Below are 12,414 nucleotides of genomic sequence, written 5' to 3'. Positions count from 1 at the left end.
CCCGAGTATCAAAGAGGACACCCGCATGCGCACCACCTGGCGTCGGCCGTTACTGGCCGTTGTTTCCTGTCTTTCCCTGGCCATTCCGATAGTCGCGACCGCGGTCCCGGCGTCGGCCGCAGAGCTGCCGTCGGTGAAGATCAACGAGATCGAGTCGAATGGCGGCACGCCCGTCGACTGGATCGAGATCGTCAACACCGGAACGACCGATGTGGATGTCTCGGGCTGGATCCTTAAGGACAGCGACGCCACACACGCGCTCCCGATTGCTCCCGGCACGATCCTCGCCGCGGGCGCCTACTTGGCCGTCGACGTTGACGACAAAACGGTCACGGGAAACTTCGGCCTCGCCGGCACGGATTCGGCGATGCTGTATCTGCCCGACAACACGACGCTCGTCGACTCCCACAGCTGGACTGCGCACGCCGAGGTCACGTACGGTCGCTTCCCCAACGGCACCGGCGACTTCGTGGCGCTGAGCTCGTCGACCAAGGGCGCGGCCAACACGCCCGTCGTGCCGAAGGTCAGGATCAATGAGGTCGAGTCCGATGGTGACGCGACCGACTGGATCGAGTTGACGAACACGGGCAGCACCGCCGTGGATGTTTCGGGCTGGGTGCTGAAGGACGACACCGACACGCGCACCCTGGCCATCGCGGCCGGCACCTCACTCGCTCCCGGCGCCTATCTGGCGATCGACGTCAACGCCGTGTCGAACCCGCTGAACTTCGGTCTCGGCAAGGCCGACACGGCGCGCGTCTTCCTGGCCGACGGCACTACGCTCGTCGACTCCTACAGCTGGACGGCGCACGCGACCGTGACGTACGGCCGCTTCCCGAACGGCACAGGCGCTATGGCGCAGACGACCGCCTCGAGCAAGGGAGCGGCGAACACCGCGCCGGTGGTCGTGACGCCGCCTACCGAGCCCACAGTGCCGGCCGCGACATCCGTTCGCCTCAACGAGGTCGAGTCGAACGGCGACCTCACCGACTGGGTCGAACTCATGAACACGGGCACCGTGGCAGCTGACGTCTCCGGGTGGATCATCAAGGACGACAGCGACGCTCGCACGCTCGCCGTGCCGGCCGGATCGGTCATCGCGCCCGGCGCTTACCTAGCGGTAGACGTGAACGTCGAAACCAACCCGGCCAACTTCGGTCTCGGTGCCGCCGACACCGCGCGGGTGTTCCTCGCCGACGGCACGACGCTCGTCGACAGCTTCGTCTGGACCGCGCACTCCGCCACCACTCTCGGCCGGTACCCCAACGGAACCGGCCCGTACTCGGCAACGTCGGCTGCAACCAAGGGCGCGGCCAACCCCGTCGCCGTCGCGGCGAAGCCCACCGTGCGCATCAACGAGGTCGAGTCGAACGGCGACACCACCGACTGGGTGGAGATCAAGAACGTCGGCACGACGTCGATCGACCTCGGCGGCTACGTCGTCAAGGACAACGGCGAAGACAAGCCGTACACGTTCGCATCGCCCACCGCGCTCGCGGCCGGCGGCTACGTCGTCGTCGAGCCCGCCTTCGGCTTGGGCGGCGGCGACTCCGCCCGCCTATTCGCACCCGGGGGCACCACACTCGTCGACAGCCACACCTGGACGGCGCACGCGTCGACCACCTACGCGCGCTGCCCTGACGGAACAGGCGAATTCGCCGTCTCGAAGGCCCCCACCAAGGGCGTCGTGAACTCGTGCGCCGGCGACATCGTCACCACCCCGTGGCCGGGCGCGTCGACAGTAACCACCGTCGACCCGCAGCGCACCTACGTCGAGAACATGAGCGGGCTCGCCTACGAGGCGCAGCCGACCGAGAACGTGCTCTGGGCCGTGCAGAACAACCCGGGCAAGCTCTACCGCCTCACCGACAACGGCACCAACTGGGTGTCGGGCGCGGCGAACGGCTGGGGTGCCGGCAAGGTTCTGCACTACACCGACGGCAGCGGCAACGTGGACGCCGAGGGCGTCACCCTGACCGCGGCCGGGTCGGCCGGCGGCGTGTTCGTGTCCACCGAGCGCGACAACTCGGTGGGTGTGAGCCGGCCGTCCGTGCTGCGGTACGACGTGTCATCCGCGGCTACGAGCGTGAACGCGACCATGGAGTGGGACCTCAACCCCGACCTGCCCGACGTCGGCGCCAACCTCGGACTCGAGGCGATCGCGTGGGTGCCCGACTCGTTCCTGGTCGCCGAGGGCATGCGCGACGAGCTCACCAGCGCAGCGTACGACCCGGCGGCCTACCCGAATCACGGAACCGGCCTGTTCTTCGTGGGCCTCGAGGGCGGCGGCGTCTACGCTTACGCACTCGACCAGGTGACCGGCGGCTACAGCCGCATCGCCACCATCAGCACCGGCCTCGGCGGCGTGATGGAACTCGCGTTCGACGCCGAGACCGGTTCGCTCTGGGCAGTCTGCGACGACACCTGCAACGGCCGGTCGTCGCTGCTCGAGATCGGCAGCAACGGGCTCTTCGCCTCCGCCGCCGTGGTCGAGCGCCCGGCCGGAATGCCGAACCTCAACAACGAGGGCTTCACGATCGTTCCGCAGTCGCAGTGCGTGAACGGCGCGAAGAGCGTGTTCTGGTCGGATGACGCGAGCACCGGTGGCTACGCGCTGCGGCAGGGCGCGCTAGCGTGTGCCGCGGTGGTCGTGCCCGAGCCGACGCCCACCCCCACGCCCGACCCGACCCCGGCACCGACCCCGGCACCGACCCCGGCTCCCGCACCGGCACCGGCACCCGTGCCGACACCGATCACGCCACTGCCCACGCCCGGGCAGCCTGTAACCGCGAACCCGGGCGCCAGCACCCCGGTCGCCGACGCCGCGTTCACCGACGCCGCCCGCGGAACGGTCAACACGCCGAGCGACGCCCGCCCCGGCGAATCCATCACCATCGTGGTCGGCGTCTCGCACGCCGGCGAGACGGTGAACATCTGGCTGCACTCCACGCCCGTGCTGCTGGCCACCTCGGCCGTCGCGGCCGACGGTACCGTGCGTGTCGTGATCCCGGCGAACGCCCCCGCGGGCGCGCACCGCATCGCGGTGCTCGCCGTCGACGGTACGCTCATCGGCTGGGACAACGTGAGGGTGGCGGCGCTGAGCCCGGCCGTCCTCGCCTCGACCGGCGCCAACACGGAGGTGTCCATCTCGGCCGCTCTCGTGCTGCTGCTCATCGGCAGCACGCTGATGATGCTGCGACGGAAGAAGCGCGGCATCCGCTAGACCGGCCCGTTCGCAGATGAGCCGTTTCCGGCCCTAAGACCCCGCCGCGGCCGGGTCATAGGGCCGGAATCGCCTCATTTGGGGGCGGGTATACGAAGAACGGCCCCGGTTCGGGTGAACCGGGGCCGGTCTCTGTGTGGCTGGGGGTTATTCGGCCCAGGCGCCGTACTTGATGCCGGGCACGTCGCCCTTCACCCACCACTTGGCGGTGTAGGTCTTGCCGTTGTAGATCGCCTTGTCGCCGACGAGGTAGATCGTCGTCGCCGACCAGGCCGCGATCGGCGCAGGGCCGCCCGCGCAGGTGCTGACGAACTGCCACGGGTCGCTCGCTCCGGGCTTGTCACCCTTCGTGTACCACTTGGCCTTGTAGATGTTGCCGTTGTACGACGCCGTGAGTCCGGTCGTGTAGACCGTCGTCGCCGACCAGGCCGCGGGCACGCACTCGCCCGGCGTTGCGACCGGCGGGGTCGTCGGCGCCGGGGTGGGCGTCGGAGTCGCGGTCGGGGTGGGCGTCGGCGTCGCCGTCGGCGCGGGAGTGGCGGTCGGTGTCGGCGTCGGAGTGGCGGTCGGCGTCGGCGTGGGTGTGGGCGTAACCACCGGGCCCGGAGTAGCGCCCTTCAGCCCGGTCGCGAGCGCGGTGAGCAGGCTGCCGTCGCGGTTGCCCGAGAGGTCCCACCACATCGCGCCGCCAAGGCCGCTCGACACGATGTACTGCGCCTTCGCCGCGATCGACTGGGCGTTGTCGTAGCTCCACCACTGGTTACCGTCGTGACGGTAGGCCGAACCGGAGACGGCGTCGAAGTAGCCCGTGCCCAGATCCTTGATGTCGTCGTAGTTCGACATGCCCCAGCCGTTGGTGCCGGGTGCTGCGCCGTTCGCCGCGCTCCACGGTGCGCTCGAAGCGACACCCTGCCAGCCGCGGCCGTACATCGCGAGGCCCATGCCCAACTGGGCCGGATCGATGCCCGCGTTCGTGTACTCCTTCACCGAGGCATCCACACTGAAGCGGTCCGCGGGATTGCGGGTGTCGGTCGGGTCGGCGTACAGGTTGCCCTGGTGGCCGACCTTCGTGCCGTCCCAGGCGCCGTAGAGGTCGTAGCCCTGGATGTTGCCGTAGTCGAGGTAGTCGAAAATCTCGGGGTTGTTCCACCCGCCGGCCTTGACGTCGAGCGGGTTCGCGGGCAGGAACGCACTCAGCGTGTAGTTCTTGCCGGTCGTCGCGCCGTAGGCGTCGAGCTGCTCGCGGAACTCCTTGAGCAGCAGACGGAAGTTGTTCGCGTCGTTGACCGTGTCGACGCCGTTGCCGGCGAGACCGCTGTTGCGCCCCGGCCACTCCCAGTCGAGGTCGATGCCCTCGAAGATGCCCGCGGCAGCGCCCGGGCCTCCGCGGCCGTCGATGACCGGCAGGTTGCCCTTGATGTACAGGTCGATGCACGAGGAGACGAGCTTCTTGCGCGAGGCGTCGGTCTTGGCCGCGGCGGAGAAGTTCTTCGACCAGGTCCAGCCGCCGAGCGAGATGAGCGGCTTGAGGTTCGGGTTGAGCGTCTTCAGTTTCTTCAGCTGGTTGAACGAGCCGGCGAGCGGTGCGTTCCAGACATCCGCAATGCCGTCGACCGAGGTCGCGGCGGTGTAGCTCTGGCCGTAGTCGGCGAACGCGTCGCCGGCGCCGTCGGAACCGGTGACGCCGCTGCCCTGCGCCTTGTTGGCCTCGAAGCAGGTGAGCGTCTGATTGTGGATGTTGCCGAAGGCGTAGTTGAGCGCCGTGAGTTTCGCGGCCGCTCCCGAGGTCTGCAGATCCTTGACCTTGTAGTTGAGGCCGTAGACACCCCACTGGGCGAAGTAGCCCACGTTGCGGTAGCCGTTCGTGTCGCTCGTCGCGCTCGCCGTCTCCGGTGCCGCGACAGCGGCGGTGCCGGTGAGGGTCGAGGCGATGAGTGCTCCGCAGGTGAGTGCCGCGGCGCCGAATGCGCGCCACGATGCCCTGGTTCTAGGTGCCATCTGAGTGTTTCTCCATCCATGGATTCCACAGGCATCGGGTGGGCGGACGCCACTGCCTAGGGTCAGGCTACGACACGTAGCGACGTAGATTTTCACATCCGCCAATTGCTCCCCCGGTTTGGGGGCACGCTACGGTCGAGGCATGCGACTTCTTCCCGGGCTCGCCGTCGCGGCCGCCGGGCTGGGCGTCGCCTTCCTCGTGCACCTGCTGGTTCCGGCGCTGCCGGTGCTGACCGTGTGCGTGGTGGTCGGCCTCGTGATCGGGCAGCTCCCCGCCCTGCAGGCGCCGCTCGACGGCCCGCTGAAACCCGGGCTCGCGCTCTCGTCGCGTCGCCTGCTGCGTATCGGGATCGTGCTGCTCGGCCTCAAGCTCAGCCTCGTCGACATCGTGGATCTCGGCGTTCCGATGCTCGTCGCGGTGCTCGCCGTGGTCGTGCTCACCTTCTTCGGCACGCTGCTGATGGGGCGCCTGGCCAAGCTGCCGGGCGACCAGCCGCTGCTGCTCGCGGCGGGCTTCGCCATCTGCGGCGTCTCGGCGATCGGCGCCATGGCGGCGGTCACCCGCAGCAGGCAGAGCGAGATCGCCGTGCCCGCCGCGCTGGTGACCCTGTGCGGCAGCCTCGCGATCGCCGTGCTGCCGTTGCTGCACGGCCCGCTCGGCCTGAGCGACCTGCAGTTCGGCGCCTGGGCGGGCGCCAGCGTGCACGACGTCGGTCAGGTGGTCGCCGTCGCGCAGACCGCCGGAGCGTCCGCCCTCGCGCTCGCGATCGCGGTGAAACTCACCCGCGTGCTGCTGCTCGCGCCGCTGGTCGCCGGAGTCGGCGTGTACCGCAGGTTGCGGGCGGTCGAAGATGCGGATGCGGCATCCGCACCACGACCACCGATCGTGCCGCTGTTCGTTCTGGGGTTCCTGGCCGCGATGCTCGTGCGCACGTTCGTGCCGGTGCCCGAGTCGGTGCTGCTCGCCGCCGATGTCGTGCAGACCGTGCTGTTCGGGCTCGCGCTCGTGGCGCTGGGCTCGGCGATACGGGTCGTGTCGCTCGTGCGCACGAGCGGACGCGCGCTGCTCGTCGGCCTTGCGTCGTGGGTGCTCGTGGCGGTGCTCGCGTTGGGGGCCGTGACGCTGACCACGGGCTGACCGAGGTGTGCGGCCCGACCCGCGTTTGCCTGCCGTTCACCTCTCGCCGGTAAGCTACGTGAATCTTTCCCAGCACCGCCCGAGGAGTCCTGTGACGATCGCCGACACCCAGGGCATTCTCGAAGGGGCGTCGCGCATTCCCGGGGAGCGCACCCTGGTCGACGTGTTCAGGGCGAGCGTCGCGCAGTATCCCGACGCGGTGGCGCTCGAAGACGCGCAGGGCGGCATCAGCTACCGCCGGCTCGAGCGGCTGGTCTACGCGCAGGCCCTCGCGCTGACCCGTGACGGCGTTCGCCGGGGTGACAAGGTGGGCATCCGCATCGCTTCGGGCACCCGCGAACTGTACGTCTCGATTCTCGCGGTGCTCGCGGCGGGGGCCGCCTACGTGCCGGTCGACGCGGACGATCCCGAGGAGCGCGCGCGACTCGTGTTCGGCGAGGCGAAGGTCGTCGGCATCATCGGAGCCGGGGGAGTGTTCGCCCCCTCGTTCCCCGAGCCGGTCGACGAGGTCGAAGCGCCCATCGCCACCCCCACCCCCGACGACGACGCCTGGGTGATCTTCACGTCGGGCTCGACCGGCGTGCCCAAGGGCGTCGCCGTGACGCACCGGTCGGCTGCCGCGTTCGTCGATGCCGAGGCGCGGCTGTTCCTGCAGCAGGCCCCGATCGCGCCCGGTGACCGCGTGCTGGCCGGGCTCTCCGTGGCCTTCGACGCGTCGTGCGAAGAAATGTGGCTGGCCTGGCGGCACGGCGGATGCCTCGTTCCCGCGCCGCGCTCGCTGGTGCGCTCGGGCGTCGACCTCGGTCCCTGGCTCATCAAGCACGGCGTGACCGTCGTGTCGACCGTTCCGACCCTCGCCGCCCTCTGGCCCGAGGAGTCGCTCGAGCAGGTTCGGCTGCTCATCTTCGGCGGCGAAGCCTGCCCGCCCGAACTCGTCGCGCGGCTCGCCGCTGCCGGCCGCGAAGTCTGGAACACCTACGGCCCGACCGAGGCCACCGTCGTCGCGTGCGGCGCCCTGCTCGGCGGTCCCGGCCCGGTGCGCATCGGCCTGCCGCTCGACGGCTGGGACCTCGCCGTCGTCGACGCGGCCGGCCAGCGCGTCGCCGAGGGCGAGACCGGCGAGCTCATCATCGGCGGAGTCGGCCTCGCCCGCTACCTCGACCCGGCGAAAGACGCTGAGAAGTACGCGCCGTTCCCGTCGCTCGGCTGGCAGCGCGCCTACCGCAGCGGCGACCTCGTGCGCTTCGAGAACGAGGGGCTGGTGTTCGTCGGACGCGCCGACGACCAGGTCAAGGTCAACGGCCGCCGCATCGAGCTCGGCGAGATCGACGCCGCGCTTCAGGCGCTCGACGGCGTCGCCGGGGCGGCCGCGGTCGTTCAGACCACCCCGACCGGCAACCACGTTCTCGTCGGCTACCTGGCGCTCGTCGACGGCTTCGAGTTCGACCGCGGTGCCGCGAACGAACGCCTGCGCGTCGAGCTGCCCGCCGCGCTCGTGCCACTGCTCGCCGTCGTCGACTCGATGCCGACGCGCATCTCGGGCAAGGTGGACCGCGCCGCGCTGCCGTGGCCGCTGCCCCGCTCGGATTCGGACCAGGCGACGGATGCCACGGCCGACCTCGGCCCCACGACACAGTGGCTCGCCGACATCTGGTCGGGCATCCTCGGCGTCGCCGTCACGAGCGCCGACGACGACTTCTTCGCGCTCGGTGGCGGGTCGCTCTCGGCCGCACAGCTCGTCTCCGCGATCCGCGTGCGCTACCCGCGCACCCTCGTCGCCGACATCTACGACTACCCGCGCATCGGGTCGCTCGCCGACGAGCTCGACGGCCGCACCCCGGCCGAGGAGACCGTCGAGCGCGAGGTGCTTCCCACTCCGGTGAGCAGCCAGCTGGCGCTCACGCTGCTCGGCATCCCGCTGCACGTGCTCTCCGCGGCGAAGTGGCTCGTCTACCTGGGGGCGGCGAGCAACCTGCTGCCCTTCCTGCCGAGCGTGTCGTGGTGGTGGGTCGCCGCCGGGTTCGTGCTGTTCATCACCCCGCCAGGCAAGATGCTGATTTCGGTGATCGCCGCCCGCCTGCTGCTCGCCGGTGTGAAGGCGGGCGACTACCCGCGCGGCGGTTCGGTGCACATCCGGCTGTGGCTCGCCGAGCAGGTGGCGTCGATGGTCGGAGCCGCGTCGCTCGCCGGTGCGCCCTGGATCAGCTACTACGCCCGCGCCCTGGGCGCGAAGATCGGCTCCGGTGTCGACCTGCACGCGCTGCCGCCGGTGACCGGAATGCTCACGATCAGCGAACGCGCGGCCATCGAGCCCGAGGTCGACCTGGCCGGCTACTGGATCGACGGCGACGTTTTGCGGCTCGGCGCCGTGCACGTGGGCGCCGACGCGCGCGTCGGGTCGCGCAGCACGCTGCTCGGCGGCGCGAGCATCGGCCGCGGCGCGCTCGTCGAGCCGGGTTCCGCCGTCTCCGGGCGGGTGCCCGCCGGCGAACGCTGGGCCGGATCGCCCGCCGCCCGCGTCGGCGCCGCCCGGCCGACCTGGCCGATCACGCGCCCGCCGCGCAACCGGCAGTGGCTGGTCTGGTTCGCGCTCGGCTCGGTCGCCATGGCGGCTATGCCCGCCCTCTCGGTGATCCTCGGCGCGTTCGTGGTGGGCGCCCTGCTCGATCCCCGCGACCTGGGCACCGCCTTCCTCACCGCCATTCCCGCGGTGCCGCTCGCCGTCGTGGTCGCCGGTCTCTCATACGCGCTGCTCGTGGTCGCGGCCGTGCGGCTGCTCGGTGTCGGCCTGCGCGAGGGCCACTTCCCGGTGCGCAGCCGCATCGGCTGGCAGGTGTGGGCCACCGAGCGCATCCTCGACAGCGCCCGCACCCTGCTGTTCCCCCTCTATGCCAGCCTCATCACGCCGACCTGGTTGCGGATGCTCGGGGCCCGGGTGGGCAAGAACGTCGAGATCTCGACGGTGCTGCTGGTTCCGGCGTTGACGACGATCGCCCAGGGCGCGTTCCTCGCCGACGACACCATGGTCGCCACCTACGAGCTCGGCGGCGGGTGGGTGCGCATCGGACGGGCCAAGGTGGGCCGCCGCGCCTTCCTCGGCAACAGCGGCATCACCGGCCCCGGTCGCACGGTGCCCCGCAACGGGCTCGTCGCCGTGCTGTCGGCCACGCCGAACAAGGCCAAGCGTGGATCGTCGTGGCTGGGCAACCCGCCGGTGCGCCTGCGCCGCACCGTCACCGACTTCGAAGAGGGCCGCACGTTCCGCCCCGCCACCCGCCTGCGGTTCGCGCGGGCCGGCTGGGAAGTGCTGCGCATCGTTCCCGTGATCGTCGCGGCGTGGATCGCGCTCGGCGTGCTCGCGGCCCTCGCCGGCCTGTGGCTCGCGCTCGGCCTGGGCTGGGCGATCGTGCTCTCCGGCGTCGTGCTGCTCGCGGCGGGTGCCGTCGCCGCCGGGGTCACCACCGTCGCGAAGTGGCTGCTGGTGGGGCGCATCGACGCCTCCGAGCACCCGCTCTGGTCGTCGTTCATCTGGCGCAACGAGGTCGCCGACACGTTCGTCGAGATGGTCGCCCGTCCCTGGTTCGCGGCGAACGCCGGGGGCACTCCCGCGCTCGCGGTCTGGTTGCGCACGTTGGGCGCATCCGTCGGTCGCGGCGTCTGGTGCGAAAGCTACTGGCTTCCCGAGGCCGACCTCGTGACCCTCGGCGACGGGGCCACGATCAACCGCGGCTGCGTCGTGCAGACGCACCTGTTCCACGACCGGGTGATGCAGCTCGACACCGTGCACCTGGCCGCCGGCGCGACCCTCGGGCCGAACAGCGTGATCCTGCCCGCCGCCGCCATCGACTCGTCGGCGACCGTCGGTCCCGGCTCGCTCGTGATGCGGGGCGAACGCGTGCCCTCTAGCACGATCTGGGCGGGTAACCCGATCGCGCCCTGGCGGGAAACCCCGTGGAATACTTGACACCCATGTCTCCCGCCGCGCAGTCGAACTACGGCGCCGCTACGGCTGGCGATCCGTACCTTCCCACGAGCGGCAACGGCGGCTACATCGTCACTCACTACGCCCTCGAGCTGAACTACCGGGTCGAGACCAACCACCTGCGCGGAACGGCGACCATCAGCGCCGTAGCCACGGCCCCGCTCGACCGGTTCAGCCTCGACTTCGCCGGCCTGAGCGTCGAGAGGGTGCTCGTCGACGGGGAGCGCCCACGCAAGGTGAGCCAGGCGGCGCGCAAACTCATCGTCGCCCCGGCGACCACCCTCGTGGCGGGCGAGGAGTTCGAGATCATCGTGCGCTACGCCGGATCCCCGCACCCGGTGAAGAGCCCGTGGGGCGAACTCGGCTGGGAAGAACTCGCCGACGGCGTCATCGTGGCGAGCCAGCCGTCGGGTGCCGCATCCTGGTTCCCCTGCAACGACCACCCCAGCAACAAGGCGACCTTCCGCATCTCCGTCGCGTGCGAGGCCCCGTACACGGTCGTTGCCAACGGGCGACTGCTGGAGAAGAGCACGCGGTCGGGGCGCACCACCTGGGTCTACGACATGCAGCAGCCGATGGCCACCTACCTCGCCACTCTGCAGATCGGCCGCTACACGCGCCGGCCGACGACCTCGGCGAGCCTCTACTACCCGAGCGCCCTCGCGCCCGAGGTGGCGGTCGACTTCGCTCGCATCGACGACATGATCGCCCTGTTCGTCGACAGGTTCGGGCCGTACCCGTTCGACAACTACAGCGTCGTGGTCACCCCCGACGTGCTCGAGATCCCGCTCGAGGCGCAGGGCCTCGGCATCTTCGGCCGCAACCACGTCGACGGCGCGCACGGCAGCGACCGGCTGATCGCCCACGAACTCGCCCACCAGTGGTTCGGCAACAGCCTCACCCTCGCGCGCTGGCGCGACATCTGGCTGCACGAGGGATTTGCCTGCTACGCCGAGTGGCTGTGGGCCGAGTTCATCGGGGCGCGCACCGCGCAGCAGAGCGCGATCATCCACCGCGGTCGCGTGAAGGCGGTGTCGAAAGACTCCCTCGTCGTCGGCGAGCCCGGCGCGCACTCGCTGTTCGACGACCGCGTCTACAAGCGGGGCGCGCTCGCGCTGCACGAGATCCGCACCCTCGTGGGCGACGAGGCGTTCTTCGACGCGCTGCGCGCCTGGGTCGCGGAGTTCAGGCACGGGTCGATAACGAGCGAACGCTTCGTGACCTTCTTCGAAGACCACACCGGAAGCGACGAGATCGGCATGCTCGTCGAGCGCTGGATCTACTCGGTCTCGCTGCCCGAGGTCACTCGCTGAGCACGGCCACGGTCACGACGTAGCCCGCCCGCGGCGAGAACGTCTCGATGTCGGCGTTCGCGTCGGCGACCTCGACCTGCCGCGGGTCGGTGCGCAGCCCGGTGCCGGTGGCTTTGAGCAGCGCCTCCTTGGCGGTCCACAGCGTGGCGCGCAGCAGGTCGGCGTCGTCGGCGCGCGCGATGCGGTCGCGCTCGGTGTCGGTGAACGCGACGTCGTCGAATCCGGATGCGGCCACCCTCTCGACGGTCTCGATGTCGATGCCGATGGCGCCCCTCACGGTCGCGGCGACCGCCACCAGTTCGCCCGCGCGGGCGAGGCTCACGAACGCGCCCACCACCCGCGGCTGCCCGTGGTCGGTGCCGCCGCAGTGCGGGCAGTGATACCGCACCGGGCCGTCGACGAGGCGCGCGGCGACGGCGGCGAGCAGGGCGCGGTCGTCGTCACCGCGCGGGTGCACCTCGACGATCACGTCATCCATGGCCCAAGCTAACCGCACGACGGGCGAGCAAGTGCGCATCGGCGCCCCCCTCGGCGGCGTTCCCGTTGTGCAGGACGCGCCCGGTTGTCACAAAGCGGGCCGTGCGGGGCGCACGCAGCCCGGTTTGTGACAGCTCGGCGGTGTCCTGCACAACGGGAGGGGAGGAGCACGGCGGGAGCTGCCGGGGCAGGGTCGCGCCGGGCGGCGGCGGGCGTCAGCGGCCGCGCTGCATCGCGTCGTAGTGCGCGAGCGCGTCGCCGTCGCGGGCGTGGGTGACGGCGC

Annotated in this window: 6 protein-coding genes; 4 read left to right on the top strand and 2 right to left on the bottom strand. The window is 70.7% G+C overall.

Going from position 1 to position 12,414, the window contains the following annotated elements:
* Positions 1-25: 25 nt before the first annotated feature.
* Positions 26-3,223, top strand: coding sequence for a lamin tail domain-containing protein (locus ACLQ6X_RS05365; protein ID WP_411699142.1), 3,198 nt, complete (start codon positions 26-28; stop codon positions 3,221-3,223).
* Between the two features lie 147 nt (positions 3,224-3,370).
* Here the strand turns inward: ACLQ6X_RS05365 and ACLQ6X_RS05360 are convergent, their stop codons facing one another.
* Positions 3,371-5,221, bottom strand: coding sequence for a glycosyl hydrolase family 18 protein (locus ACLQ6X_RS05360; RefSeq protein WP_411699141.1), 1,851 nt, complete (start codon positions 5,219-5,221; stop codon positions 3,371-3,373).
* Positions 5,222-5,363: 142 nt separating this feature from the next.
* Here ACLQ6X_RS05360 and ACLQ6X_RS05355 point away from each other — a divergent pair, with 142 nt between their 5' ends.
* The 3 genes from ACLQ6X_RS05355 to ACLQ6X_RS05345 all read left to right on the top strand — a co-directional run bounded on the left by ACLQ6X_RS05355 (position 5,364) and on the right by ACLQ6X_RS05345 (position 11,654).
* Complete coding sequence (locus ACLQ6X_RS05355; protein ID WP_411699140.1) at positions 5,364-6,359, top strand: YeiH family protein; 996 nt, start codon at positions 5,364-5,366, stop codon at positions 6,357-6,359.
* A gap of 91 nt (positions 6,360-6,450) precedes the next feature.
* Entirely contained in the window at positions 6,451-10,323 is a 3,873-nt protein-coding gene (locus ACLQ6X_RS05350) for a Pls/PosA family non-ribosomal peptide synthetase (RefSeq protein WP_411699139.1), read from the top strand.
* A 5-nt stretch (positions 10,324-10,328) separates the two neighbouring features.
* A complete protein-coding gene (locus ACLQ6X_RS05345; RefSeq protein ID WP_411699138.1) occupies positions 10,329-11,654 on the top strand; it encodes a M1 family metallopeptidase in 1,326 nt (441 codons plus the stop codon).
* Here ACLQ6X_RS05345 and ACLQ6X_RS05340 read toward each other — a convergent pair.
* The gene (locus ACLQ6X_RS05340) at positions 11,644-12,132 is read right to left on the bottom strand and encodes a 4'-phosphopantetheinyl transferase family protein (protein WP_411699137.1); all 489 of its coding nucleotides are present in this window, start codon (positions 12,130-12,132) and stop codon (positions 11,644-11,646) included. The two genes, ACLQ6X_RS05345 and ACLQ6X_RS05340, sit on opposite strands and share 11 nt — an antisense overlap.
* Between the last annotated feature and the right edge of the window lie 282 nt (positions 12,133-12,414).

This window comes from Conyzicola sp., from assembly GCF_046714715.1.
Classification (GTDB): domain Bacteria; phylum Actinomycetota; class Actinomycetes; order Actinomycetales; family Microbacteriaceae; genus Conyzicola.
The sequence above is the reverse complement of the archived record's forward strand: the minus strand, read 5'-3'. Positions and strand labels throughout refer to the sequence as shown.

Coding starts and splice junctions, on each gene's coding strand:
- ACLQ6X_RS05345 (WP_411699138.1), top strand. CDS start 10,329: ATGTCTCCCGCCGCGCAGTCGAACTACGGCGCCGCTACGGCTGGCGAT.
- ACLQ6X_RS05360 (WP_411699141.1), bottom strand. CDS start 5,221: ATGGCACCTAGAACCAGGGCATCGTGGCGCGCATTCGGCGCCGCGGCA.
- ACLQ6X_RS05340 (WP_411699137.1), bottom strand. CDS start 12,132: ATGGATGACGTGATCGTCGAGGTGCACCCGCGCGGTGACGACGACCGC.
- ACLQ6X_RS05365 (WP_411699142.1), top strand. CDS start 26: ATGCGCACCACCTGGCGTCGGCCGTTACTGGCCGTTGTTTCCTGTCTT.
- ACLQ6X_RS05355 (WP_411699140.1), top strand. CDS start 5,364: ATGCGACTTCTTCCCGGGCTCGCCGTCGCGGCCGCCGGGCTGGGCGTC.